The sequence below is a fragment of the Haloprofundus salilacus genome, from assembly GCF_020150815.1.
In the GTDB taxonomy this organism is placed as follows: Archaea; Halobacteriota; Halobacteria; order Halobacteriales; family Haloferacaceae; genus Haloprofundus; species Haloprofundus salilacus.
In genome coordinates this window covers 462,317-486,285 of sequence record NZ_CP083723.1, presented here as the reverse complement: position 1 = coordinate 486,285, position 23,969 = coordinate 462,317, and the positions used below count along the sequence as shown (strand labels likewise).

The following is a 23,969-nucleotide window of genomic DNA, read 5'->3' as shown; positions in this document are numbered from 1 at the left end:
TCCGGAATATCTGCCGAAGTCGACTTCTAACGCCGGTCTATCGCCCGTACGTCGGCGAAACGCGCTCCGTGCCGGGAGCGTCGACCGAACCCGACCGGTCCGTTCGACCGTAGGGGAATCTTACCGGCGAGCGAGCGCAGAATGTCCGAAAGAGGCGCTGTCGGCGGCGCCTCTGCCGTATTTCAATTGGAAGTTTCCTCGGGCCGCCGCTTCGGTCAGGGGCGGTGAAACAGGAGCAAACTCGCGGCAACGATAGCGACGATTATTAGGGCGAAGCACGAAAGGAAGGTTGAATGAGCGCACGTTTTCGACCGACGGGAGCGGTTCCCGTCTCGGACCGTCTCGGGCGGGCCCCTCCGGTCGCCGGCCGCCTCGGGCGTTCCACCCGCTTCTCACGCCGAAGACGGGCACGGTCCACGCGCCGCTTCGAACAGTTCCGGTCCGCACGGGTCGGGGTCTAAGATGGTCTCCCGAACGGTCTTTCGAGCGGCGCTCGCGGCAGTCGTTGTCCTCTCGGCGCTGACGCTGGTCGCCGGGCAGCAGACCGCCGGTGCCAGCAGCGCCGACGCTTCCGGAGTGTTTCTCGACGGCGAGGGCGACTCCGTTCCGCCCGCCAACGGCACGACGGTGATCGCCACCGATTCCAGCGCCGTCCTCGCCGACGAAGGCGACACCCCGCGGACGAAATCCGAACTGGTCGCGTTCAACCCCGACGGGTCGACGCTGTACTACAACAGCACGTACAATCGGTACTGGGACGTCGACCCGAGCCCCGAAGGCGAGTACACGGTGCTGTACACCGCGTCGATGCATCTCGACGGCGAGGAGTGCTCGGCGACGACCGTCTGCACCCGGAACGTCGTCGAACGCGCCAACCTCTCGACGGGCGAGACGGAGCGCCTCTACTCGCGCATCACGCCGCACAAACACTCGACGCGCTGGCACGACGTGGACCGCGTCAACGAGACGCACTACGCCGTCGCCGACATCTACCGCGACCGGGTGTTCGTCTTCGACGTCGAGACCGGACTAACGACGTGGGAGTGGGAGGCTCAGCAGGAGTTCTCGCTCGAAAGCGGCGGGGAGTACCCGCGCGACTGGACCCACGTCAACGACGTGGAGGTGCTCGACGACGGCCGCCTGATGGTCAGCCTCCGCAATCAGGACCGCGTCGTCTTCTTGGACCCGCAGACAGGCCTTCAGGAGAACTGGACGCTCGGCGCGGAGGACGACTACGACACCCTCTACGAGCAGCACAACCCCGACTACATCCCCGAGAACGAGGGCGGCCCGGCCGTTCTGGTCGCCGACTCCGAGAACAACCGCGTCGTCGAATACCAGCGCGAGAACGGGACGTGGAACCGGACGTGGCAGTGGCAGGACGCACGGATGCAGTGGGTTCGCGACGCCGACCGACTGCCGAACGGCCACACGCTCATCTCCGACTCCAACGGCAACCGCGTGTTCGAGATAGACCGCAACGGCGAGATCGTCTGGCAGGCGGACGTCGCGTTCCCCTACGAGTCCGAGCGACTCGAAACCGGCGACGAGTCCAGCGGCGGCGAGAGCGCCGCGAGCCTCGGACTGCCGTCGCGAACCGTCGACGACACCGGCGGGGATGACAAAACGCTGCTGACGAGCGCGTGGCTCACGGTTCGGAGCGTCGTTCCGGGGTCGCTGCTCAACGGTATCGTCTACCTCGTTCCGGGGTGGATGGGACCGATCGAAGCGGGCGCGCTCGTCGCGCTCGTCGTCGTCGGCGTCGGGTGGGCCGTCCTCGAGTGGCGCTGGTCGCCGTATCGGCTTCGACTGCAGTCTCCCGCACGGCTCCGGAGAAAGTAACTCTCGATGATGGACCCACGAAAACTGACGAACACGGACGGTGTGAGACGACGACAGGAGTCGATGTTCGGCCGACTCGAGACTGTCGCCGGCGAGTTCGCGTGGCTCACGCCGGCGATCGTCGTCGCGCTAGCGACGTACACCGCGTACGTCGTCACCCACCCGTACCCCGCGTTCGGGGCGGGGCTGTTCCTCTACATGGCCGAACAGATACTCCGCGAAGGGTACGCGCTCCCGGCAGTCATCCCCCACTACACGCCCGAGGGCATCCCCTTCGCCTACCCGCCGCTGGGGTTCTACCTCGCGGCGGTGCTCCACGACGCGTTCGGACTCTCGTTTCTGACGATAAGCCGGTACGTTCCCGGTTTTCTGACCGTCGTCTACCTCGTGCCGTTCTACATGCTCGCGCGCGAACTGCTCCGCTCGGAGCGACAGGCCGGACTGGCGGCCATCCTCGTCGCCGTCGGCCCGCCGATTCTGCAGTGGCACATCTCCGGCGGCGGGTTCGTCCGCTCGCTCGGCGCTGTGTGGCTCTACAGCGGTCTCTACACCGGGGTGAAGCTGTTCACGACGCGTGACCGGCGGTGGCTCTGGCCGTCGATGCTCCTGTTCGGACTGACGATACTGACACATCCGGTGTACGTGGCGTTCTTCGGTCTGTCGTACATCTGGCTGTTCGTCTACTTCGACCGGAGTCTCACCGGTCTGCTCGAAGGCGCGGCCGTCGCCGGCGGCGGCATCGCGCTCGCCTCGCCGTGGTGGTTGACGGTGATCTCGAACCACGGCGTCGGCGTCTTCGCCGGGGCCGCGGGGACCCACGGCGGCATCGGCAAGCAACTGTTCGAGTTAGTGCCGACGTTCGTCCCCGGGTCAGCGTCGTTCAACCCGCCGGCGGTGCTGTTCTCCATCCGACCGGGGCTGTTCAACCTGCAGTCGTTCGGGATGATGATCACGTCAGCGTTCTTCGTGCTGTACATCTTCTCGGGCGTCTACCTCGCGTGGCGGCGCGAGTTCTTCCTCCCCGGCTGGTTCGCGCTCTGTATCGTCTTCGTCTCGAAACCGCGGTTCGTTTTCACGCTCGGCCCGCTCATGACCGCCGTCGTCCTCTTCGACGTGCTTCGTCTCGCCTATCGGCGGCTGTCGATATCGCCGCAGCGGCGCCGCCGGGCCGAACTGGCAACGATATTCCTCATCGCGATTCTCGGAATGAGTGTCTCGGTGTTCTACGCGGGCGGACACCTCGACTCGCACGCCGGAAGCACGTCGCAGCCGGCGTTCATCAACGGGTCGGACGTGGAAGCGATGGAGTGGGTCGACGAGAACACCGAACCCGACGCCACCTTCGTCGTCGTCGGCGACGCCGCCGAGTGGTTCCCGCTGTACACCGACCGGACGATTCTGGTCGGGCCGTGGGGGGTGGAGTGGCGCGGGCAGGCGCAGTACGAGCAGCAGCTCGGCCTGTTCAACCGCCTCTCGACCTGTCGGAGCGAAGCCTGTATCACGAAGTATCTCACCGAATCGGGGACGACGCCGGAGTATCTGTACGTCCCGAAGGGCGAGTACTCCATCCGCGGGATGGAGAGCATACAGTCGTCGGAGATGCGACAGGAGCTCGTCGACTCCGAACGATACGAACTCGTCTACGAGAACCGCGGCGCGATGGTGTTCGAACTCAGCGAGTGACGGGGAAGCGCATTCGAGTCGGCCGCTCGGGGAGCGCGGGACGGAAGTTGTCGACCGGAACACGTATTTCGGTTGTCCGGTTCGGAGTTCGCATGCCCGGAGCCGTCGTCACGAGTGGTGAGCGAGTCGCTCTCCGAACGTTCGAACCTGAGGACATCCCGTTTCTTCAGCGCGCGCACGCGAACCCCGAGATTCGATATCCCCTCGGCAGCCCGGTGAAGAGTCGAGCGGAACTCGAAACGTGGACCGACGACGAGGCGGTCCGACTCGTGGTCTCTCTCGACGCCGACGACGCGAGCCCCGGCGACGCCGACGAAGACCACGTGAGACCCATCGGCGTCGTCTCAGTGGAAGACGCCGACTGGCGTCGCCCCGAACTCACGTACTGGCTCGTCTCCGAAGTTCACGGCGAGGGCTACGGAAAAGAGTCGGTCTCGCTCCTCGTCGACTACGTCTTCCGCACCTACGCCCATCCGGCGGTTGGCGCGTGCGCGTACGAGTTCAACGACACTTCGCGCGGACTACTGGAGTCGCTCGGGTTCTCCGAAGAGGGGTGTACCCGGATGGACCGCTTCGTCGACGGCGAGTACGTCGACACCGTTCGGTACGGCCTACTCCGTCGCGAGTGGCGCCAACAGCGCGAAGAAAGCGGTGCGTGACTCAGTCGAGTCGACCTTTCTCGTCGATTCTGTCGGCGCACTCGTAGCCCGCGACGATGCCGCCGTTGAGGCTGCGCTCGGGGTACTGTGCGGCGCTGGCCATCCCCGCGTAGTAGATTCCCTCGCCGATGTCGTCGCCGAGGTCGTACGGGACGACCATGTCGCGGTAGCCGCGCTCGTAGACGGGCGCGGCGCGGGGGTTGCGCGCGAGGCGGAACTCGCTCACGAGGCGTCGGTGGAAGTTCGGGAACATCGTCTCCAACTCCGAGAGCCACGTCTCCTCGACCTCTTCGTCCGACATCTGCCAGAGTTCCTCCTCGTAATCCTGGATGTAGCTGGCGATGTACAGCAGGTGGTCGCCCCCGTAGCGCTCCGGCGGAACGAAGTTCGTGTGCTCGATGAGCGCGCCGAACGGCGCGTCGTGGGCGACGTTGAGCCAGTAGGTGTCGGTCAGTTGCTCGTCCATCGTCACGACGGCGCAGACCGCGCCCTGGAAGTCGATGTCGCAGCGGTAGCCGGTGAGGTCCTCTAAGACGTTCGGCATCGTCGCGCAGACGATGGCGTCGGTTTCGTACGTCGTCGCGGTCGAGTCGGGTTCCGCCGCTTCCGCGGCCGCGCTACCCACGGCCCCGCCGTCGGCGGCGGCCACAGCGTCGCCAGCGCCGTCCTCTTCGACCGTTATCGACTCCACGCCGTCGTCGCCAATCTCCAGTTCGGTCACGCGCGCGTTCGTGACGATGTTCTCGCGGCCGACGGCGTCGACGAGCGCGTCGACGAACGGCGCGAATCCGCCCTGGAAGTAGCCGAGAATCTCGCCGCGCAGCAGGTCGCGCTCGCCGCGGAATTTGACGCGGCCGAGGAGCCACGCCGCGCTCACGTCGTCCTTGCGACTGCCGAACTTCGCGTCGAGCAGAGGTTCGAAGAAGTTGTCGTAGACGTTCTGCGTCGTGTGGTCGACGATGAACTCCTTGAGCGGGACGTGTTCGAAATCCTCGATATTCTCGTAGGTGTCGAACTTCGGTCTCCCCTCGCGCACGTCTATCTCCTGGGTGAGCATCGTGAGACGGAACTTGTCGTAGACGTTGAGATGGGGGAACGCGAGAATCTCCCACGGCGTGTCCATCGGGTACACCTCGCCGTCGAAGTAGTAGCCGTTCTTGCCGACGAGCCACTCCAGTTTGTCGCCGACGCCGAGTTCCTCGGCGAGTTCGACGATGGTCTCCTCGGACTTCGAGAGGTGGTGGTAGAACTTCTCTATCGGGTCGCCCTTCGTCTCGTAGACGGCGGCCAGTCCGCCGACGTCCTCCGTCGCCTCGAAGACGCGCACGTCGTGACCGTGTTGCTGGAGACGATACGCGCAGGCGAGTCCGGCGATGCCGCCGCCAACGACGCTTATCATACCCGGTACTGCGACGTATCGAGGTAAGTCGCTTGTGGCTCGTTCGCCGCGGTAGGCGCTTGTTATCACTCCGTAGGTGGTTCTGCGACCACGGAGCTATTTGGCGCTCTCTCACGTATCCCCATCCATGGCAGATCAACCTGACGTTGACGTGGATGTCGAAGTAGAGGTGGAGGTCGACCGACAGGAACTCGAGATCGAAGTCGGCGAGACGCGGAGCGCCGAGGCCGAACTGGAGGTCGACGGCGTCTCCATCGAAGTCGAACTCGAGATCGAAGGCGTCGAATCCGAGAACGACGAGGAGGACGCCGAACTGAGCGAGTTCGAGGAGTCGACGGAGGACGTGGCGCCCGGCGGCGTCGACGCCGCGAGCGAGAGCGAGAACGACATCGAGGAGGCGGAGTCGGAAGAAGTGGGTGACGACGAAGACGACGAGGAGTGAGCAAGCGCGTTTTTTAAACCTTCGAGGCTGCAATCGAAGGTATGGCACAACCGCGCGTCCCCGGAGGCGGGGGCGACGAACTCGAACTTCCCTGCGGCGAGACCAAACACATCAGAGACCTCGATCTGGGGATGCGCGAGTTCGACTGCGCGTGCGGCGAGACGCACGCCGTCGTCACCGACTCGCACCCGCCCGAGCGGTTCGTCCCCGACTTTCTCGTCGAAGTGTTGCGCGAGGCGATCGAGACGACGAGCGAGGAGATGCCCGAGTTCGGCACGCCGCACCTGATGGGTATCGTCCTCGAAGAGTTCCCCGACCGGGTCGCGAGCGAGGACGTGAGCGAAGACCAGCAGGTCGGTTACGCGATGGTGTGGGTGACCGACTTCGACTCGCGTCGCCTCCACGAGATAATCGTCGAACTCATCGTCGAACTGATGGAGCACGCGGTGAGTCACGCCGACGACGACGACGCGCTCTCGCAGTTCGAGACGAAGATGCTGGAGTTCGACGTGAGCGAGTTCGTCGAGCAGTACCGCGCCCAGCGCGACCTGTCGTCGGACGACGTGTACGCGCAGTAACCCTCCGACTGCAGCGTCGACTGCAGCATCGTGTCGTTCGAATCGTCTTACGGAACGTAAGACTGTGTTTTGTTCGATACTGTATTCATATGATTCTGGTCTCTATCCACCTAGTGAGAGCGTCAGACGCCTGGCGTACGCAGTACTAAGAGCTTCGAAGGAGATTACACGTTTATGCACACCCATCGTGGGGAGTTCGAGCGTATCAAGGGTGTGCTCTCCGAGGCAGAGCAGCCGATGACCGCGCGCGAGATCACGTCGTCTCTCGAAGAGCACGAGAAGTTGAACAGTTCGCACCGCGTCGCGACGGTGCTCGGTCACTACGCCGAAAACGGCGGTGTGACCGTCATCCGCGGGACGCCGTACCGGTATCGACTCGACTGAACGGACGCCGTCGGACGGAGGCGCCGAAGGCGAGCGAACCGACCAAAACCGACCGACGGGCTGGCACGTCACACCGCAGCCGGCGCCAACAGTTATTGTAGCGACCACGTACGACGGAGTGGCTTCTGGTTCGAGTGTGAAATCGGAAGCCACGAACGACGTGCCCCCACACGTCGCTTCTACCGAGTCTCGGCGGCGTGAGGTCGTGGCTTTCGTCCGGAGTACACGGTTTCTCGGTGGCAAATTTCTGCGATTCGAGACCCGTCTTCGGTCTGAGAAGCAGGGGTCGCGGAGGGGATTTCGATATTCGAAAAGAGGCTGCGGATATCGCATTAATTCGCCGGGCTTATTACGATGTGCGAACTTTCGTGGAACGATGACCGACGAGGCACTCTCGACAGACGAGCGGGCGGCGTCCGACGACCGGACCATCCTGCTCATCGGTAGCGGCCCCATCCAGATCGGACAGGCGGCGGAGTTCGACTACTCTGGCGCGCAAGCGTGCCGGGCGCTCCGAGAGGAAGGAGCGCGAGTCGTCCTCGTCAACTCGAACCCCGCGACCATCATGACCGACCCGGAGATGGCCGACCGGGTGTACATCGAACCAATCACGACCGAAGCTATCTCCGAAATCATCGAGAAGGAACAACCCGACGGCGTCATCGCCGGACTCGGCGGTCAGACGGGACTGAACGTCACCGCCGAACTCGCTGAGGAAGGCGTTCTGGAGGAACACGACGTCGAAATCATGGGGACGCCGCTCGACACCATCTACGCGACGGAGGATCGCGACCTGTTCCGCCAGCGGATGGAGAAGATCGGCCAACCGATGCCGCGCTCGACGACCATCTCGCTCGACGAGGGCGAGTCGGTAACGAACCTCGACGAAGTGGCGCTCCGCGACCGCATCGACGCCGCCGTCGAGGAAGTCGGCGGCCTACCCGTCATCGCGCGGACGACGTACACCCTCGGCGGGTCGGGGTCGGGCGTCGTCAACGAGATGGATGAACTGGTCGAACGCGTCCGCAAAGGCCTGCGCCTCTCGCGCAACAGCGAGGTGCTCGTCACCGAATCCATCGCCGGGTGGGTCGAACTCGAGTACGAGGTGATGCGCGACGCCGACGACTCCTGCATCATCATCTGCAACATGGAGAATCTCGACCCGATGGGCATCCACACCGGCGAGTCCGTCGTCGTGACGCCCTCGCAGGTGATTCCTGACGACGGCCACCAGGAGATGCGGACCGCGGCGCTCGACGTCATCCGCGAACTCGGGATTCAAGGTGGCTGTAACATCCAGTTCGCGTGGCACGACGACGGCACCCCCGGCGGCGAGTACCGCGTGGTGGAAGTGAACCCGCGCGTCTCGCGCTCGTCGGCGCTGGCGTCGAAGGCGACCGGCTACCCCATCGCCCGCGTGACGGCGAAAGTCGCCCTCGGCAAGCGTCTCCACGAGATAGAGAACGAAATTACCGGCGAGACGACCGCCGCCTTCGAACCGGCCATCGACTACGTCGTGACGAAAGTGCCGCGCTGGCCTAAGGACAAGTTCGAGGACGTCGACTTCGAGTTGGGGACGGCGATGAAGTCGACGGGCGAGGCGATGGCCATCGGTCGGACGTTCGAGGAGTCGCTGCTGAAGGCGCTTCGCTCCTCGGAGTATGACCCGGCGGTCGACTGGGCGAACGTGAGCGACGAGGAACTCGAAGCGGAGTACCTCGAACGACCTACGCCCGACCGCCCGTACGCGATGTTCGAGGCGTTCGAGCGCGGGTACAGCGTCGCCGACGTGGCGGAACTGACGGGCATCGAGTCGTGGTACGTCGAACGCTACGGCCGCATCGTCGAATCGACCGTCGCCGCCGCCGAAGGTGACTTCTCGGCCGCCGCATCGTCGGGACTCACGAACGCCGAAGTCGCCGCGACCGCCGGCGTCGGCGTCGAGGAAGTTGAGATGAGCGTCCCGAACCGCTCGTTCAAGCAGGTTGACACCTGCGCCGGGGAGTTCGAGGCGTCGACGCCGTACTACTACTCCGCACGCCAGCCCGAGTTCCTCAACGGCGACCCGCTCGACGAGGTGCGCGTCGACCGCGACGCGACGAGCGTCGTCGTCGTCGGCGGCGGACCCATCCGCATCGGGCAGGGCGTCGAGTTCGATTACTGCGCGGTGCACGCGGTCCGCGCGCTCCGCGAGATGGGCATCGACGCCCACGTCGTCAACAACAATCCGGAAACCGTCTCGACGGACTACGACACCTCCGACGGCCTGTTCTTCGAGCCGATAACCGCCGAGGAGGTGGCCGACATCGTCGAGGTGACGGGCGCCGACGGCGTGATGGTGCAGTTCGGCGGCCAGACCTCGGTGAACGTCGGCGAACCGCTGGAGGAGGAACTCCGGCGGAGAAACCTCGACTGCGAAATTCTCGGCACCACCGTCGAGGCGATGGACCTCGCGGAGGACCGCGACCGGTTCAACGCGCTGATGGACGAGATGGGCGTCGCCCAACCGCGCGGCGGGACGGCGACCACCGAGGCGGAAGCACTCGAACTCGCCAACGACATCGGCTACCCTGTGCTCGTCCGCCCGAGCTACGTCCTCGGCGGCCGCGCGATGCGCGTCGTCGACGACGACGACGAACTGGAGACCTATATCCAAGAAGCCGTCCGCGTGAGCCCCGACAAACCGATTCTTGTCGACGAGTTCCTCGACGGCGCGATCGAACTCGACGTGGACGCCGTCGCCGACGGCAAAGACGTGATACTCGGCGGCGTGATGGAGCACGTCGAGTCCGCGGGCGTCCACTCGGGCGACTCCGCCTGCGTCATCCCGCCGCAGTCGCTCGACGCCGAGACGATGGGTCGCGTACGCGAAGTCACCGAGGACATCGCTCGCGCGCTCTCGACGGTCGGCCTGTTGAACGTCCAGTTGGCCGTGAAGGACCGCGAGGTGTACGTCCTCGAAGCGAACCCGCGCTCCTCGCGGACGGTGCCGTTCGTCTCGAAGGCCGCGGGCGTCCCCATCGCGAAACTCGCGGCGAAGGTGATGGCGGGCGCGACGCTCGCCGAACTCGACGCGGAGGAGCAGATTCCCGAGCACGCGAGCGTCAAGGAGGTCGTGCTCCCGTTCGACCGCCTGCCGGGCAGCGACCCCCGTCTCGGCCCAGAGATGAAGTCGACTGGCGAGGTGATGGGCACCGCGCGCTCGTTCGGCAAAGCGTACGGGAAGGCCCAGTCGGCCGCCGGGTCGCCGATTCCCGAGGGCGGAACGGCCGTCGCTAACTTCACGGGGGAATCGTTCCCCGCACCCGACGGCGCCGATGCCGACGCGCTCCGCGGGCGTCTCGCGGAGTTCTACGACCTCGCGACGTTCGACGACCTGACGGCCGCGATTCGTCGGGGCGAAGTCGACCTCGTCGTCTCCGACGACCGCGAGACGCTCGAAACCTGCGTCTCCGAGGAGGTGCCGTACTTCTCGACGGAGGCGAGCACCGAGGCGGCGCTGGAGGCGCTGTCGGTCCGCGACGAACCGCTCGACGTGATGGCCGTCTCTGACCGTCCGCGCCGGGCCGCCGAGTGGGGCCGTAACTGAGCGGTCGGTGCGCTCCCGCGCCCGTCAGCGTTTACTGACTATCCGTCGCCGGTGAGAAAGCCGTTATGCGGCCGGAACCCGTAAATACCGACACAGGACCGACCGTTGCACCGGGATTGGTGATCTGGTCACCATACAACTCGCGTGCCCGCAGCGGTCGGTCCTGACCTTTTCATCCGACCGCTGGCAGAACGAGCGTCACCTGACTGCTCGGTGTCCGACCGCCCGGTCAGTCGAGTTTGTTGAGCGCCTCGAAGAAATCCGAGGTCGGACCGGCGATGCGAAGCGGCGTCTCCGCCCGCCGAATCTCGACCTCCGTCGGCGGTGTGACGGGGTAGGAGTGTTTGCCGTCGCTGACGACGACAGCCTCGTCGGTGGCGGCGTCGCTGGCGAGACGTCCGCCGGTCGTTTTCTGTCCACCGACGGCGTTGACCGTCACGGTCACCGTGGCGTCGGGTGCGACGAGAAGCGGCGGCATCCCCTCGTCGGGACACATCTCGTTGACGACGAGGCCGCCGACGCTCGGGTGGACGAGCGGCCCGCGCTCGCTCAGGTTGTACGCCGTGCTCCCGGTCGGCGTTGCCACGAGGAGACCGTCGGCGTGACCGCCGGTGTACAGCGAACCGTCGATACGGACCTCCACGTCGATGCCGCCGCCGCGTCCCCTGCGGTCGCCCTGGACGACGACTTCGTTCGTCGCGGGGTCGCTTCGCCACCCGTCGCCGACGGCGACAAGTCGGGGGACGACCCGGACGCGCTGTTCGTCGTTGCGGACGGCGGCGACTTCCGCCATCACCGCCTCAACGGCGTCGTCGGGACCGACGGCGTTCAGGAAGCCGACTTCGCCGAGGTTGACTCCGAGAATCGGCGTGCCGTCCGCGCCGCTGGCCGCGAAGAGAAACGTTCCGTCGCCGCCGATACTGACGATGAGGTCGCAGTCGTGGAGCGTCTCGACCGGCCGGCCGTCGAGACCGAGCGATTCGCCCGTCGCCTCGTCCAGCGTCACCGAGACGTCCATCGTCGAGAGCCGCTCTCGAATCTCACCAGCGAGAGACGTCGCTCGACTATTTCCTTTCTGAGCGACGATGCCGACGTTCATGCCTCGACTTCGCCCGCGGCCGTCAAAAGCGCACCGTACGGGCAACATTGATACCGGCGGCATCCGACAAACAGACGATGAGCAGTCGACCGCTCGGGTGGGATCGTCGCGTCGGACCCGGCCGCGCCGCATTCGAGACGGAGGACCGATGAGCGGAGACGACGACTGGTTCGAGCGTGCGCTTCGCGAAGAGTCGGACGGAACCGACGAAACGGACGAACGCGAAGGCGGCCACGAGGCGGAGGAAGCGGAGACGGATGGCGAGAAGTCGGTCGAAGACGGCGTAGCACTCGAAGACGCGGGATCGACACCGTCGGTGGCAGACGACTCCAAACGTGACGGTGGAGACGACGTAAGCGGCGACAAGGCGTTCGGCGGAGGCGGAGGCGACTACGACTTCGGATTCGGGGACAGTGACGACTTCGGTGGAGGCGACGACGATTTCGGATTCGGCGAGTTCGGCGCCTCGGATTCGGGCGGTGGCGACTTCGGTTTCGGCGGCGATACATTCGACGACGCCGAGTTCGACGAGTCGTCGTTCGACTCCGACATCGAGCGCGTCAGAATAGGTATCGACGGTCTCGACGAGATGATTCTCGGCGGCGTGCCGAAGCGGTCGCTGATGGTCGCCATCGGAAGCGCCGGCACCGGGAAGACGACGTTCGGTCTCCAGTTTCTCGACGAGGCGCTGCGAAACGACGGGCGGGCGGTGTTCATCACGCTCGAACAGAGCCGCGACGCCGTGCTGTCGACGGCCGAGGAGAAAGGGTGGCCGTTCCGGCGGTACGTCGAGGAGGACCGCCTCGCCGTCGTCGAACTCGACCCCATCGAGATGGCCAACAGCCTCGCGAGCATCCGCAACGACCTCCCGGAACTCATCGAGGAGTTCGGGGCCGACAGACTCGTCCTCGACTCCGTGTCGCTGCTGGAGATGATGTACGACCACCCCTCGAAGCGGCGCAGCGAGGTGTTCGACTTCGCCCGCTCGCTCAAGCAGGTCGGCGTGACAACGATGCTCACCTCCGAGGCGAGCGAGGAGAGTCCGTACACCTCCAAACACGGCATCGTCGAGTACCTCACCGACGCGGTGTTCGTGCTGCAGTACGTCCGGCCGTCGAACTTCCGCGAGACGCGACTCGCTATCGAGATTCAGAAGATACGCGACGCCAACCACTCTCGGGAGACGAAACCGTACGAAATCACCCAGAACGGTATCAGCGTCTACCGGCAGGCGAACATCTTCTGAGCGAACGGTTCTCCGTGGTGAGTGTCAGTTCTAATTGACAGTCGGCCGACTTTTATCTCCTTTTACGTTGTACAGAGAGACACGTATGGCCGACAAAACTGAGAGCAAACAGGAGCAGACCAGGTCGCAGTTCGCAAGCTATCTGCGAAGTCTGGCCGACGAGTTGGAGTCGGGCGACGAAGTTCGACTGACCGTCGGAAACAAAGACGTGACCGTACACCCGCCGGAGTCGTTCGACACCGAAGTGACGGTGGTCGAGCGGTCCGCGGCACTTCGAGGGAACAAAGAGACGATCGAGCTCACCGCCGAGTGGACGGTGAAGTGAGATGGCGCTCATCGACAGCGTACTCATCGTACTCGTCAACCTGCTCGTCGGAGGACTCGGCCTCTACCTCGGGGTGAGACTGCTCATCGACAAGGAGGCGAGCTTCGGCTACGCGGTCGTGACGGCGGCCATCGGCGCGCTCGTCTGGGGTCTCGTCAGCTTCTTCTTCGGCTGGCTCCCGATAATCGGGCCGGTGTTGACGCTTCTGGCCTGGATCGGCGTCATCAACTGGCGCTACCCCGGCGGGTGGGGGAGCGCGACGGCCATCGGCGTCATCGCGTGGTTGGCCGCCGTCGCGGTGTTGTACGTCCTCAGCCTCTTCGGCCTCGTCGGCCTGACCGCGCTGGGCGTCCCCGGCGCCTGAACCAAGTCGCGAAACGTCGAAAAGCGAAACAGGAACAGTCGGCTCCGTCCGGTCGCGGACCTCCCTTTTCGCGGACGCCGCAGTTCCGGAGGACGGTGCGAGTCACGACGCACCACGGTCCGTACCCAACGTTTCGTTCACCTCTCCTGCAGTGAGCATCCACGCGACCGCCGCTCCGACGCCTCCGACTACAGCACCGAAAAGACCGAAGAACAGGCCCCGACCACGAATCTGAACGTCAACGCCAGCAGCACGAGATAGGGGTGACTCGGTTTCATACTCGGTTCGAAACTGTCGTGGGGTGCATTTGTAATGTAGCTGACAGGTACGTCGAGAGCGCTATGAGGTCACCGCTCGGCCGTCGTGTTCACCGTCCAGCAGTCACTCTCCCCGCACGACCGTCACGGTTACCGGCGACCGGCGGATAACGGCTTCGGTGACGCTCCCGAGCAGGATGCGCGAGACCCCGGTTCGCCCGTGACTACCCAGGACGATGTGGTCGAACTCGTCTTCCTCGGCGACGTCGAGAATCGTCTGCGTCGGCCGTCCGACCTCGGTCCGCATCGTCACCGACTGGTCGACTATCGACGCCGCGTCCGCGAGAAGCGACGACGAACGATCCTTCTCGCTTTCGAACCACTCCTCCGCGCCGCAGGGAATCCCGGCGCTCGGGTTGCCGCCCGCGTCCGCCGGGTTGATGACGTGGAGTATCGTCACCGCCGCGTCCGGCCACTCCTCGGCGACGAACGAGAGCGCGGCCGTCGACTGCGGCGACCCGTCGACCGGAACCAAGATACGTTCTATCATACCACGATATTGGTTCTCCTCGGAGTAAAATACGTTGCGGCGACGACGAGTTCTACAGAAGCACCGACGGCGACGAGATAGAGCAGAATGAGGAGTCTTCGAAACGAGTGCGGAAGCCGTAGGAGACAGCGAAACGGAATCGCACGACGTAGAGAGACTACCGCCCGTGGCGGGTCACGCACTTCGATAGGCCGATGAGTTCGACCGGTTCGGAGTTGTCGGGCGAGTAGACGACCATCTGGCCCTTCTCCATGTACGGCACCTTGCTTTCGAGGTTCGGTGGGATGTTCACCGACTTGATAGCGTCCTCGTCGCCGAGGTTCAACACGAGTTTCGTGTTTATCTGCTTGAACACGGAGTCGGCGATGTCCTGGGGGTCCTGCGTAATGAGGAACAGGCCGAGACGTTCCTTGCGCCCCTGTTTGGCTGCCTCGGTGAACTTCCCGATGACGTTTCGGGCCTGGACGCTGTCGGCGTCGGCGAGGAAGTTGTGCGCTTCGTCCATCCCCAGAACGACCGGCGTCTCGTCGATGCGGTCGTACTCGGGGTCGTTCGACAGTTTCTCATCGATGATCAGACTCGACACCGCGAGCACGACCATCTCCGCTGCCCGACTGTTCGAGACGTGGTACGTCGGGACGACGGTCAGTCCGCCGGGCCGGACGAGTTCGTGGACCAGGTCGGTGATGTCGCGTGCGTCCTGGTCGAACACGTCGTTTGCCGCCTTGGTCCGCGTCTTCCGCTTGACGGCGTCGAACGTCGCCTCGTGGACGTGGCCGGACTCGTTGAGCTCCTCGCGGAGCGCCGGGTCGTCGAGGAACGACTGGAAGCCTCGGTAGGTCCCGGACGGGTTCTGGCGGAAGAACCGGTCGAGCAGGAGCGTGAGTGCGTTGTACTGGTTGTCGTTGAGCGCCGCGCCCGCGACCAGCCACGGCCAGCGGCGCACCATCGAGAAGGGGATGGTGAAGCGGACGCGCTCGGCGCGGTGGCCCTCGCCAGGGTAGGAGGCGTCACCGACCTGCGGGACGAGCGCAGTCGTGTCGTCGTGGCCGCCGTAGGCGACGCTCTCGCGTTCGAGGCGACGGGCGAACTCAGGGTCGAGTTCGTCGTTGTCGTCGTGCATCTGCGCGTACTCGTCCTGCGGGTCGAACTGGACGACCGCGGGCCGCGCGGTGCGGCCGTCGCCCATCTCGTAGGCGCGCTCGTCGGCGAGATACTGGCGGAGGACGTTCTTCGACGCATGCGTCTTCCCCGACCCGGTTCCGCCCGCGACGAGCGTGTGTCGGAAGACCAGCGGGTCGCCCTCGCTGTAGTCGTCCTTGACGCGGTAGTCGATGGTCGGGGGGTCCGCGGCGGTGCGGACCTTCTCGCCACCGACCGAGAGATGGCCGAGGAAGACGCCGTTGCCCGGGATTTTCAGGCCGGTTTTGATCTCGTCGGCGTCGGTCGCCTCCGTCACCGTCGCGCCCGGTTTGGGTACGCGGTCGGTCATCCGGCGCTTCAGTTCGCCGCCGTCCTCGTACAGCACCGCGACGGGATCGAGCGCCGCGACGAACTTGTAGTCGCGTTCGGGGAACTCGGTCCGCCGCATCGCGCGGCGGGCGTGGATTTCGGTCGCGTCGTCGGCCTGGAACTCCTGGGCGTACTCCAGTCCCGTGATTCGGCAGAACAACGTCTCCGCGTCGGGGTAGGGGACGAGCAGATACTTGCCGAGGCGGACGGAGTCGCGGTTGCCGGTCGTGACGAACGCGCGAAGCGCGGTGTCGCGTTCGTCCTCGGCGACGCAGAGACCCTGCGAAACCGCGAGCGCACCGAGACCGCGGTCGGCATCCGTCGGGTCCACGTCGAGGCGGTCGAACGAATCCTCTGCGGCGTCCGCGGAAGCGTCCCCGCGGTCGTCGGGGGCGGAACCGTCGACGTCGGCGCTCCGTGACTCGTCGGGGGAACCGGCGTCGTCGCCGTCGCCGTCGTCAGGGTCGAATTCGGTGAAGTCACCGAGGTTGGACATATCTCGGGACACGACGCCCCCCATGATGGTCCTTTCCCTCCTCGGGACGAACCGCCGCACACCGCTTTTTACCCTCGCGTACGTATCCGAGGTATGCTCTTGGTGCGCGGACATGGCGGCGGGACGGCGCTCACGGGGACGATTTTCGAGCGCGGCGAGGTCGCCCCGTCGTTCAAGGGCGCGCCGAACGAGGACGCGCCGTACGTCTGGGTCTGCGACGAGTTCTACGAGGTCGAAAGCGGCGGGTCGCCGACCGAAATCGGAGGCGAGAGGATTCGCGTCGCCTTCGAGACGCCGATGCCCCGCGGGTTCGACACGCGTGACCAAGCGCTCGCCGCGGCGAAAGAACACGTCCGGACACAGTTCGCCCGCGTCGGCGTCGCCGAGGACGACGTGGAGATAGAGGTCGAGAAGACCGAACCCGGGCGTCGGTGACCGTCGCGTGCCGCGCGCTCGGCGCGCGTCCCCCTCAGAACTCGTCGCCCCACCGAACTCCGTCGTACGTCCGAACGTACTCCGAACCTACGTCCACCTCCAGCTTGCGGCGAAGCGACGCTTTCTCGTGAGCGCTGATCCGCGCGAGTTCGTCGGCTTTCGCGACGGCGGGCGGCGGTCCGCGCGACCCAGCGACGTCGCGCAGTATCTGTCGCGTCAGTTTCGCTCGTCGCTCGGGGTCGCGAGTGAACGCGTACGGCGATTCGACCTTGTAGAGCACGTCGTGGCGCGGGTCGTAGAGGACGAAGAACGTCACCTCGTACAGCTCCGGGTCAAGGTTCCGCTCGACGCCCAGCGCGTCGCCGTCGGCGGCGAGCGTCCGGTCGGAGCCACCGCGGGAGACGAACCACGAGGTGAACGTCAGGTCGTCTGTCCGGCGTTCGGCGTCGCCGTTCGCGTTCGACCCGTCTCGACGCTCCAACAGACGCGTGAACAGCGCCGTGTCGTCGGCCCACGGCGCGTCGACGCGTTTCGCCTGGAGCGTTCGCGTGATGAGTTTGGAAGCTGGATTCTTCACGAACCCCGCCAGCGGCACGTCGCGTTCGACGAACTGCTCGACGAGTCGGACGTAGTTCTCGACGATCTGCTGCGGTTTGGCCTCCTCGGCGAGTTCGCGGAGTTCCGCCTCGCGGTCCCGCCAGTTGAACAACTCCTTCGGGTAGATGGGACCGTCGAGGATCAGGAGGTCCGACACCTCGTCGGCGTGTCGGAGCGCGTGCTCGCTCTCGGCGAGGTACAGTGACAGCGCGTGGACGACGCCTTCGGCGTAGCGGTTCACCCGCGGCGACTGGAGCACTCGGAGGCGACTGTACCCCTCGTCGTGGGTCTGCCACTCCGTTTCGGGCTTGTCGTACGTGTCGTTCGTGTGCGCCGCGATGACGATGCTCCGAGAGCGATGCAGATCGAGATTCGACGGGACACTCGCCATCGCCGCGTGCGCCATGTCCATCACCAGACCGTTCTTGAACGTGGTCGGGTTGATGGTGCCGGAGTCGAGACCGTGGACCGTCGGAAACGGCCGTTCGGTGAGCGCCACGTCGTCAATGTCGGCCGCGCGGAGCGACCGTTCGCCGAGCGGTTCGACCACCGTCCGCCCGTCGTCTCGAAGCGGGTCGAGCCACTCCTCCCACACCGTCCGAGCGAGGTCCGTGTGGTCGGTGTCGTCGACGCTGTCGGCGAGCGTGCGGGCTAGCGCCGCGATACCGTCGACGTGGACGGGATCGAGAGTCATACCGGGAGTGGGTTTCTCATCCGATAAAAAGCCACGCGGTCGCTCGGTGGACGGTGGACCGTCGTGAGCGAAGCAGTAGGAACGTCGCTCGTTTCTGGCGTCTCGTCTCGGAAGCGTGAGACGCTGCGGTTCAGTCGGCGTTCTGCGGGGCCGAACGCGGCGACGGCGACTCGGACCCGGCATCGAACCGACCGCTGAACCGGTGCGGCGAGCGCAGTAGCGCGATGAGACTCCACATGACGCCGGTCAGAAGCGACCCGACGGCGGAGAGCGTCATGCCGAGCGTGAAGAAGGTGGTTCCGTAGACGACACCGATGGTGGCGGAGGGGAGCGTCGTTCCGAGCGGGACGTTCGCCATCGAATCTCGCAGCGTCGGCACAAGGACGACGAGTGAGAAGACGCTGCCTGCCAGGAAGATGAGATCCTGCCACATCATCGGTCGAACACCTCGACGATCGAACCTTTGGAGGGGGTGGTAATCATCGATTAGAGGGAGCCGACGGCGCGTGAAAAGACTTACTCATTATAGAGTAAATACAATCATGACCATTAAATTCGATGTTGACCGAGAGAACCCACGGTTAACCGAGAGCTGAGACGGGTTAACGAGGGCGAAGCACGGCCTCGAACACCGGCAGAATCCACTTCACCTGCGCACCGTCCTCGACGAAGACGAGCGTTCGCGGCGGCCGGACGGCTTTCGGGCGGACGCGAAGCCCCTCGGCGTCGGCGGCCTCGGCGGCGGCCGACGGTCCGACGAGAAACTCCACGCGCGCTCGGTCGGGTTGGACATACACCGCCGCGAGACGGGTTCGGGGTTCGGCGTCTTCGTCGGCACCGTCGTCTTCGTCGGCATCGTCGTCCTCGTCGTTCGTTTCGGACTCCGTCGTCTCCGCTGCGACGGCGGCGACGGCGTAGGCGAACGCGCCGTCGGTCGTCGCTTCGACGTCCGGGTCGGCGTCGACGACTCGGAGGCGGTCGGAGGAGCCGCCCCCTTCCAGTTCGGAGGCGAGCAACTGTGCGATTCGCTTGCCGTCGGTGAGCCGGCGTTCGACCATAGCGGAGAGAAGGCAGCGCGCGGTTACTTCGCTTCGGTTCCGGTGAGATCGGCGCGAACGGTTTCGGCGACGCCGTCGACATCGATACCTTCGCTTCGCGCCGAGAGGATGGCCGCCGTCTCCAGCGTCACGCCGAGACGGCGTTGGCGGTCGTTGACCGTCGCGACGGCGGTCTGTTTGTCGACGCCGGACGCGACGAGCGCGTCGAGCAGTCGCTCGAACGTCGACTGCTCGCGGAGGATGGACTCGTCGGGGACGAACTCGCGGGGGATTTCGACGTCGTCGGGATCGAACGCGGGGACGAGGTCGCCGTCGTCGCCGCGTTCAAGCAATCCGCGACCGACCGCCACGTCGACAAGGCGTTTGGCTTGGTCGGGCGAGAACCACCCGCGGTCCAGCGACAGCACGACGACGAACTCCCCCTCGCCGAGGCGTTCGCTCCCGCGCTGACGGAACGGGACGGCCGTTGCGGTCTTCAGACTCATCGAGGAGACGAGAGGGCGGCGGGCCACTAAAAGTTGCTACTCGGGTCGGTCCGAGGGTGGCGACGTGCGAACCAGAGGCGCGCGTCGGGGTGTGACGCGCGGCGATACAAGTTCGAGCGATTCAAGTAGTTGCTGGCAGTTCTTCGGGGTATGAAAGACCAAGGACGCTCCCAGCGGAAGCGGACCGGCGGTCGCCTCCGACCGTTCCGGAACAAGAAGCGCTACCAACTCGGCCGCGAACCGGCGGAGACGACCGTCGGCGAACCCCGGTTCCGGACCATCGACTCCCGCGGCAGCAACACGAAGATCCGCGCGCTGGCGACGAACGTCGCGCAGGTCGCGGAGGGCGGCGAGGTCAGCCAGGCCGACATCGAGAACGTCGTCGACAACCCCTCGAACGTCAACTACGCGCGCCGGAACATCATCACGAAGGGCGCAATCATCGACACCTCCGCCGGTCGCGCACGCGTGACCTCCCGTCCGGGCCAGACTGGACAGGTCAACGCCGTGCTCGTAGAGGAATAGAACACCCACCTTTCGACGCCCACCTTTTACGCTGCGCGAAACCGCGAAGCGGTTTCGCTCGGTAAAAGCTGGACCAAAAGCACTCCTCCCTCGCTTCACTTCGTTCCGCTCAGTCGTCGGCCCGCTCGATCACTGCGTTCGCTCGCGGAACAGAGAGTTAGCGAGAACAGCCTCCACAGGTCGCAAACAAGCAGTTCCACCACGAGCGAGGGCGCAGCCCGAGCGAGTGGGCCGAGGAACCCTCGAAGGCGCGAAGCGCCTGAGGGGGTGACGCTGTGCTTTTGTTTGATCTTTTGTCGAGAGGCGGCGAAACCGCCTCGCAGCGCAAAAGGTCGCTAGGGAGTGGGAGCAGCCTTCTGCAGCGCCGTTTCGGCGATGTTGCCGCCATAGTCGGCGCTGCGTGACAGCGAGTCGACGATGAGACCGAGCATCTGCGCGCGGACGGGGTCGAGGTCGCGGAGCAGTTCGTCGATGGTGCGCGCGTGCTCGTCTATCTCCTGGACCGACTCGCGGGCCTCGTTCGCGACTTCGGTCGCTTCAACGCTGTCGTCCGAGAAGAGCGCGTCCATCCCCGCGTCAACGACGGTGGTCGCGTCTTCGTGCAGTTCCCAGAGCGCATCGAGCACGTCGTCTTGAACCGGTTCTTCGATGTTGAGCGTCAGATGTGCAATCTTCGTCGCGTGGTCGGCGATGCGTTCGAGTTGCCGGGCGGAGGAGTGGTAATCGAAACAGACTTCCCGCGGGAGACCCAGCTCCTCGGCGGCTTTCGGCGTGCGAAGCGTCGCGCGGAAGATGCGCGAGACGACCATGTACAGTCGGTCGACGTCGTCGTCGCGCTGGATGACGTCTTGGGCCATGTCCATGTCGAGTTCGGCGAGCGCGGTCACCGCGTCTTCGAGCATCGACAGCGCGATGAGTCGCATCCGGGTGACGGCGTTGTGAATCGACAGCTCCGAGGAGTCCAACAGGTCGCGAATGACGATTCGGTCGCGGGTCTCCTCCAGCACTTCGAGACCGACGAGTCCCTGCGTCGCCTGTCGGACCGTCCGGCGCTGGTCGTTGGTGATGCGGCCGCTCTCGAGCGCGATGACGTCGAAGCCGCTGACGTACATCGTCATGACCGCGCGCACGAGTTCCTGGCCGTCGAGTTGCGAGATGTCGAGCGTGCCCTCGGTTCGCTCCTCCTCCGTTCGCGGGGTCAGAAACAGCGAGTCGCCCTCGGGGTAGAACTCGACTTCGCTCCCGGCGCTGACGCCGTTTTCGGTCGCCCACTCCTTCGGAATCGATACCGTGTACGTCGACCCGCCCGTCACCTGCACCTTTCGCGTCTCGACCATGTGCAGAAGTGGGCGTATCTAATTGATAAATTTACCTCTTATCTATATATTTGTCGCACGAGATATGGTGGTGTAACTATATTTGCCCGTGAGCGCGTGTAAGTCGTCCACCTTCGTGCACTCCGGAGAGCTCGGCGTGAACAGTTGGGCAAAACGGCGGCGCGGGGCATCGAAGAACACGGCTCTACCGCGGCGTATATCGTCATCTTCGAAACAATGTCATCTATATGTCTAATTCTCCGTGCCGACGACTATGTATACTCTTTCTCATACCCATATCTATATAGCTGTCATAGCAGGGTACTTATGTCTCAGTCGGCCATGAATGATTGATGACGCAGCAGACGTCGAAGGGGACAGACGGCGTATCACGGCGTAAATTCCTCGTCGGTGCAGGGACCGCAGGTGTGGTCGGCATCGCAGGCTGCACGACAAATCCGGGTGCGAGCTCCGGCAACTCGGGAGGAAACGGAAGCTCCGACAACGGGAATTCCGGCTCCGGCGACCTCTCGGGCGAGGTCATCATCAAGGGAAGCAGTACGGTGTACCCCGTCTCCGAGGCGATGGCCGAGGAGTTCATGAAGGAACACGACGTGAACGTCTCGGTCGACTCGACCGGCAGCGGTGGCGGATTCCAGAACCACTTCTGTCCCGGTAACGCCGACATCAACGGCGCATCGCGCCCCATCAAGGACAGCGAGAAGCAACTCTGCTCGGAGAACGGCGTCAAACCGGTCGAGTTCCAAGTCGCGAGCGACGCGCTCACCGTCGCAGTCAACAACAACGCCGACTGGGTCGACTGCCTGAGCTTCGAGCAGCTCTCGCAGATCTGGCGCCCCGACGGCGCGCAGAAGTGGAGCGACATCAACTCCGAGTGGCCCGACAAGGAGTTCGAGCTCTACGGTCCGGCTTCGTCGTCCGGGACGTTCGACTGGTTCATCGACAACGTCATCCAGGACGCCGACGCGATTCGCGACGACTACGAACCGACCGAGGACGACAACCGCATCATCCAGGGTATCGAGGGCTCGAAGTACGCGATGGGTTTCTTCGGCTACGCCTACTACGAGGAGAACAAGAACAACGTCAAAGCGGTGCAGATAAAGGAGAACGCGGACGGAAGCTGTACCGAACCGAGCATCGAGAACGCCAAAAACGGCGACTACCCGATGGCGCGCCCGCTGTTCATCTACGCGGCGCAGTCCTCGCTCGAAGAGAAAGAGCAGGTGTACGCCTTCATGGAGTACTACCTCAAACAGGCCGAGACGGACATCGTCAGTCGAATCGGCTACGTCCCCTCCAGCGCGGAGCTACGCGACGAGAACTTGAGCAAGCTCGAACAGTACAGCAGCAACTGAACCGACACCGCGACCCCTAATCTCAGGGGAAACACACGTTCACACCAATAAACAACACGAATCATGCCGCTTTTGAGGACGCACAACACAGTCACCACAAGATGAGCCAGGAAACCAACACGCCCGACTTCGTCGGCCAGTCGGGAATCCGCTCCGCGCGGGAGCAGAGCATCAAGTGGCTGTTGTTCGGCTGTGCGGCGCTTTCGGTCGCAGTCACTGCCGCCATCGTCGCGACGCTCCTGTTCGACGCGATCGATTTCTTCCTCGAAGTATCGCCGGTGGGATTCTTCCTCGGGACCGAGTGGAGTCCGACCATCAAAGAGGAGTTCGGCGTTCTTCCGCTGGTCGCAGGAACGCTGTTCGTCACCGCACTCTCCGCACTGATCGCGATTCCCGTCGGCGTCGCCTCCGCAACGTACCTGAGCGAGTACGCGAGCACCCAAACGCGGTCGATAATCAAGCCCGCGCTCGAAATCCTGGCTGGCATTCCAACCGTCGTCTACGGCTACTTCGCACTCGTCTACCTCACTCCCGCGCTCGAGTGGCTCGGACTCCCGCTGAGCACATTCAACGCCCTCAGCGCGTCAATCATGATCGGAATCATGATTATCCCGATGGTGTCGAGTCTGAGCGAGGACGCGATGAGCGCCGTCCCCGACTCGCTCCGACAGGCCGGCTACGGCATCGGGGCGACGAAACTGGAGGTGTCGACCGGCATCGTCATTCCGGCGGCGGCGTCCGGTATCTTCTCCTCGTTCATTCTCGCGATCTCACGAGCTATCGGCGAGACGATGATCGTCGTCGTCGCCGCCGGGATGCGACCCCGACTCGTCCCGAGTCCGTTCGAGTCGCTCGAAGTGATGACCGCCGCGATGGTTCAACTCGTAACGACGGACATCGCAGGCGGTTCGACCGCTTACAGAGCGATGTTCGCCATCGGTATCACGCTGTTCACTATCACGTTCGCAATGAATCTCGCCAGTTCGTTCGTCGCTTCGCGGTACCGGGAGGAGTACCAATGAACCGTCGTCGAAACGACGGCACGTCCGCAGGGG

The 23,969-nt window shown here is 64.6% G+C and carries 23 protein-coding genes; 14 read left to right on the top strand and 9 right to left on the bottom strand.

What is annotated here, in order from left to right; all coding sequences use genetic code 11:
• Positions 1–462 precede the first annotated feature (462 nt).
• From LAQ58_RS02385 to LAQ58_RS02375, 3 genes are all read left to right on the top strand, one after another.
• The gene (locus LAQ58_RS02385) at positions 463–1,842 is read left to right on the top strand and encodes an arylsulfotransferase family protein (RefSeq protein ID WP_224449028.1); all 1,380 of its coding nucleotides are present in this window, start codon (positions 463–465) and stop codon (positions 1,840–1,842) included.
• A gap of 6 nt (positions 1,843–1,848) precedes the next feature.
• The gene (locus tag LAQ58_RS02380) at positions 1,849–3,525 is read left to right on the top strand and encodes a hypothetical protein (protein ID WP_224449027.1); all 1,677 of its coding nucleotides are present in this window, start codon (positions 1,849–1,851) and stop codon (positions 3,523–3,525) included.
• Between the two features lie 92 nt (positions 3,526–3,617).
• Positions 3,618–4,184, top strand: coding sequence for a GNAT family N-acetyltransferase (locus tag LAQ58_RS02375; RefSeq protein ID WP_224449026.1), 567 nt, complete (start codon positions 3,618–3,620; stop codon positions 4,182–4,184).
• A 1-nt stretch (position 4,185) separates the two neighbouring features.
• On the opposite strand, the gene LAQ58_RS02370 is transcribed toward LAQ58_RS02375, so the two are convergent.
• On the bottom strand, positions 4,186–5,583 hold the full coding sequence (locus LAQ58_RS02370; RefSeq protein WP_224449025.1) for an NAD(P)/FAD-dependent oxidoreductase: 1,398 nt from the start codon (positions 5,581–5,583) through the stop codon (positions 4,186–4,188).
• Positions 5,584–5,710: 127 nt separating this feature from the next.
• On the opposite strand from LAQ58_RS02370, the gene LAQ58_RS02365 reads away from it, so the two are divergent.
• The 4 genes from LAQ58_RS02365 to carB all read left to right on the top strand — a co-directional run bounded on the left by LAQ58_RS02365 (position 5,711) and on the right by carB (position 10,576).
• On the top strand, positions 5,711–6,025 hold the full coding sequence (locus LAQ58_RS02365; RefSeq protein ID WP_224449024.1) for a hypothetical protein: 315 nt from the start codon (positions 5,711–5,713) through the stop codon (positions 6,023–6,025).
• A gap of 41 nt (positions 6,026–6,066) precedes the next feature.
• Positions 6,067–6,603: a DUF5815 family protein gene (locus LAQ58_RS02360; RefSeq protein WP_224449023.1), complete on the top strand. Its 537-nt coding sequence runs from the start codon at positions 6,067–6,069 to the stop codon at positions 6,601–6,603.
• Between the two features lie 174 nt (positions 6,604–6,777).
• A complete protein-coding gene (locus LAQ58_RS02355; RefSeq protein ID WP_224449022.1) occupies positions 6,778–6,987 on the top strand; it encodes a hypothetical protein in 210 nt (69 codons plus the stop codon).
• A gap of 376 nt (positions 6,988–7,363) precedes the next feature.
• A complete protein-coding gene (carB, locus tag LAQ58_RS02350; RefSeq protein WP_224449021.1) occupies positions 7,364–10,576 on the top strand; it encodes a carbamoyl-phosphate synthase large subunit in 3,213 nt (1,070 codons plus the stop codon).
• A 229-nt stretch (positions 10,577–10,805) separates the two neighbouring features.
• Here carB and LAQ58_RS02345 read toward each other — a convergent pair whose 3' ends face one another.
• Positions 10,806–11,675: an NAD(+)/NADH kinase gene (locus LAQ58_RS02345; protein WP_224449020.1), complete on the bottom strand. Its 870-nt coding sequence runs from the start codon at positions 11,673–11,675 to the stop codon at positions 10,806–10,808.
• 148 nt (positions 11,676–11,823) lie between these two features.
• On the opposite strand from LAQ58_RS02345, the gene LAQ58_RS02340 reads away from it, so the two are divergent.
• From LAQ58_RS02340 to LAQ58_RS02330, 3 genes are all read left to right on the top strand, one after another.
• Positions 11,824–12,921: a KaiC domain-containing protein gene (locus LAQ58_RS02340; protein WP_224449019.1), complete on the top strand. Its 1,098-nt coding sequence runs from the start codon at positions 11,824–11,826 to the stop codon at positions 12,919–12,921.
• 85 nt (positions 12,922–13,006) lie between these two features.
• Positions 13,007–13,246, top strand: coding sequence for an amphi-Trp domain-containing protein (locus LAQ58_RS02335; protein WP_224449018.1), 240 nt, complete (start codon positions 13,007–13,009; stop codon positions 13,244–13,246).
• Between the two features lies 1 nt (position 13,247).
• The gene (locus tag LAQ58_RS02330; RefSeq protein ID WP_224449017.1) at positions 13,248–13,610 is read left to right on the top strand and encodes a hypothetical protein; all 363 of its coding nucleotides are present in this window, start codon (positions 13,248–13,250) and stop codon (positions 13,608–13,610) included.
• A 381-nt stretch (positions 13,611–13,991) separates the two neighbouring features.
• Here the strand turns inward: LAQ58_RS02330 and LAQ58_RS02325 are convergent, their stop codons facing one another.
• A complete protein-coding gene (locus LAQ58_RS02325; protein ID WP_224449016.1) occupies positions 13,992–14,417 on the bottom strand; it encodes a universal stress protein in 426 nt (141 codons plus the stop codon).
• Positions 14,418–14,574: 157 nt separating this feature from the next.
• A complete protein-coding gene (locus LAQ58_RS02320; protein ID WP_224449015.1) occupies positions 14,575–16,425 on the bottom strand; it encodes an ATP-binding protein in 1,851 nt (616 codons plus the stop codon).
• A 93-nt stretch (positions 16,426–16,518) separates the two neighbouring features.
• On the opposite strand from LAQ58_RS02320, the gene LAQ58_RS02315 reads away from it, so the two are divergent.
• Entirely contained in the window at positions 16,519–16,860 is a 342-nt protein-coding gene (locus tag LAQ58_RS02315; protein ID WP_224449014.1) for a DUF7113 family protein, read from the top strand.
• A 34-nt stretch (positions 16,861–16,894) separates the two neighbouring features.
• Here the strand turns inward: LAQ58_RS02315 and LAQ58_RS02310 are convergent, their stop codons facing one another.
• The 4 genes from LAQ58_RS02310 to LAQ58_RS02295 all read right to left on the bottom strand — a co-directional run bounded on the left by LAQ58_RS02310 (position 16,895) and on the right by LAQ58_RS02295 (position 19,694).
• Positions 16,895–18,151: a DNA double-strand break repair nuclease NurA gene (locus LAQ58_RS02310; RefSeq protein ID WP_224449013.1), complete on the bottom strand. Its 1,257-nt coding sequence runs from the start codon at positions 18,149–18,151 to the stop codon at positions 16,895–16,897.
• A 130-nt stretch (positions 18,152–18,281) separates the two neighbouring features.
• The gene (locus LAQ58_RS02305; protein ID WP_224449012.1) at positions 18,282–18,587 is read right to left on the bottom strand and encodes a hypothetical protein; all 306 of its coding nucleotides are present in this window, start codon (positions 18,585–18,587) and stop codon (positions 18,282–18,284) included.
• Between the two features lie 166 nt (positions 18,588–18,753).
• Positions 18,754–19,209, bottom strand: coding sequence for a DUF7993 family protein (locus LAQ58_RS02300; RefSeq protein ID WP_224449011.1), 456 nt, complete (start codon positions 19,207–19,209; stop codon positions 18,754–18,756).
• Between the two features lie 23 nt (positions 19,210–19,232).
• Positions 19,233–19,694, bottom strand: coding sequence for a DUF2240 family protein (locus LAQ58_RS02295; RefSeq protein WP_224449010.1), 462 nt, complete (start codon positions 19,692–19,694; stop codon positions 19,233–19,235).
• Between the two features lie 150 nt (positions 19,695–19,844).
• Here LAQ58_RS02295 and LAQ58_RS02290 point away from each other — a divergent pair, with 150 nt between their 5' ends.
• The gene (locus tag LAQ58_RS02290) at positions 19,845–20,219 is read left to right on the top strand and encodes a 30S ribosomal protein S8e (RefSeq protein ID WP_224449009.1); all 375 of its coding nucleotides are present in this window, start codon (positions 19,845–19,847) and stop codon (positions 20,217–20,219) included.
• 335 nt (positions 20,220–20,554) lie between these two features.
• On the opposite strand, the gene LAQ58_RS02285 is transcribed toward LAQ58_RS02290, so the two are convergent.
• Positions 20,555–21,556 (bottom strand): phosphate signaling complex PhoU family protein, encoded by a 1,002-nt coding sequence (locus LAQ58_RS02285; protein WP_224449008.1) that lies wholly within the window; start codon positions 21,554–21,556, stop codon positions 20,555–20,557.
• 332 nt (positions 21,557–21,888) lie between these two features.
• Between LAQ58_RS02285 and LAQ58_RS02280 the strand changes: the two genes are divergently transcribed.
• Both LAQ58_RS02280 and pstC read left to right on the top strand, forming a co-directional pair.
• Entirely contained in the window at positions 21,889–22,914 is a 1,026-nt protein-coding gene (locus LAQ58_RS02280; RefSeq protein ID WP_224449007.1) for a PstS family phosphate ABC transporter substrate-binding protein, read from the top strand.
• Between the two features lie 101 nt (positions 22,915–23,015).
• On the top strand, positions 23,016–23,936 hold the full coding sequence (pstC, locus tag LAQ58_RS02275; RefSeq protein ID WP_224449006.1) for a phosphate ABC transporter permease subunit PstC: 921 nt from the start codon (positions 23,016–23,018) through the stop codon (positions 23,934–23,936).
• The last annotated feature ends 33 nt before the right edge of the window (positions 23,937–23,969 follow it).

What these genes read in the sequence shown, in the direction of transcription:
- pstC (WP_224449006.1), top strand. Translation starts at nt 23,016, where the DNA reads ATGAGCCAGGAAACCAACACGCCCGACTTCGTCGGCCAGTCGGGAATC.
- LAQ58_RS02315 (WP_224449014.1), top strand. Translation starts at nt 16,519, where the DNA reads ATGCTCTTGGTGCGCGGACATGGCGGCGGGACGGCGCTCACGGGGACG.
- LAQ58_RS02370 (WP_224449025.1), bottom strand. Translation starts at nt 5,583, where the DNA reads ATGATAAGCGTCGTTGGCGGCGGCATCGCCGGACTCGCCTGCGCGTAT.
- LAQ58_RS02305 (WP_224449012.1), bottom strand. Translation starts at nt 18,587, where the DNA reads ATGATGTGGCAGGATCTCATCTTCCTGGCAGGCAGCGTCTTCTCACTC.
- LAQ58_RS02380 (WP_224449027.1), top strand. Translation starts at nt 1,849, where the DNA reads ATGATGGACCCACGAAAACTGACGAACACGGACGGTGTGAGACGACGA.
- LAQ58_RS02310 (WP_224449013.1), bottom strand. Translation starts at nt 18,151, where the DNA reads ATGACTCTCGATCCCGTCCACGTCGACGGTATCGCGGCGCTAGCCCGC.
- LAQ58_RS02345 (WP_224449020.1), bottom strand. Translation starts at nt 11,675, where the DNA reads ATGAACGTCGGCATCGTCGCTCAGAAAGGAAATAGTCGAGCGACGTCT.
- LAQ58_RS02300 (WP_224449011.1), bottom strand. Translation starts at nt 19,209, where the DNA reads ATGGTCGAACGCCGGCTCACCGACGGCAAGCGAATCGCACAGTTGCTC.
- LAQ58_RS02325 (WP_224449016.1), bottom strand. Translation starts at nt 14,417, where the DNA reads ATGATAGAACGTATCTTGGTTCCGGTCGACGGGTCGCCGCAGTCGACG.
- LAQ58_RS02375 (WP_224449026.1), top strand. Translation starts at nt 3,618, where the DNA reads ATGCCCGGAGCCGTCGTCACGAGTGGTGAGCGAGTCGCTCTCCGAACG.
- LAQ58_RS02285 (WP_224449008.1), bottom strand. Translation starts at nt 21,556, where the DNA reads ATGGTCGAGACGCGAAAGGTGCAGGTGACGGGCGGGTCGACGTACACG.
- LAQ58_RS02330 (WP_224449017.1), top strand. Translation starts at nt 13,248, where the DNA reads ATGGCGCTCATCGACAGCGTACTCATCGTACTCGTCAACCTGCTCGTC.
- LAQ58_RS02280 (WP_224449007.1), top strand. Translation starts at nt 21,889, where the DNA reads ATGACGCAGCAGACGTCGAAGGGGACAGACGGCGTATCACGGCGTAAA.
- LAQ58_RS02365 (WP_224449024.1), top strand. Translation starts at nt 5,711, where the DNA reads ATGGCAGATCAACCTGACGTTGACGTGGATGTCGAAGTAGAGGTGGAG.
- LAQ58_RS02335 (WP_224449018.1), top strand. Translation starts at nt 13,007, where the DNA reads ATGGCCGACAAAACTGAGAGCAAACAGGAGCAGACCAGGTCGCAGTTC.
- LAQ58_RS02320 (WP_224449015.1), bottom strand. Translation starts at nt 16,425, where the DNA reads ATGTCCAACCTCGGTGACTTCACCGAATTCGACCCTGACGACGGCGAC.
- LAQ58_RS02295 (WP_224449010.1), bottom strand. Translation starts at nt 19,694, where the DNA reads ATGAGTCTGAAGACCGCAACGGCCGTCCCGTTCCGTCAGCGCGGGAGC.
- LAQ58_RS02340 (WP_224449019.1), top strand. Translation starts at nt 11,824, where the DNA reads ATGAGCGGAGACGACGACTGGTTCGAGCGTGCGCTTCGCGAAGAGTCG.
- LAQ58_RS02385 (WP_224449028.1), top strand. Translation starts at nt 463, where the DNA reads ATGGTCTCCCGAACGGTCTTTCGAGCGGCGCTCGCGGCAGTCGTTGTC.
- LAQ58_RS02290 (WP_224449009.1), top strand. Translation starts at nt 19,845, where the DNA reads ATGAAAGACCAAGGACGCTCCCAGCGGAAGCGGACCGGCGGTCGCCTC.
- carB (WP_224449021.1), top strand. Translation starts at nt 7,364, where the DNA reads ATGACCGACGAGGCACTCTCGACAGACGAGCGGGCGGCGTCCGACGAC.
- LAQ58_RS02360 (WP_224449023.1), top strand. Translation starts at nt 6,067, where the DNA reads ATGGCACAACCGCGCGTCCCCGGAGGCGGGGGCGACGAACTCGAACTT.
- LAQ58_RS02355 (WP_224449022.1), top strand. Translation starts at nt 6,778, where the DNA reads ATGCACACCCATCGTGGGGAGTTCGAGCGTATCAAGGGTGTGCTCTCC.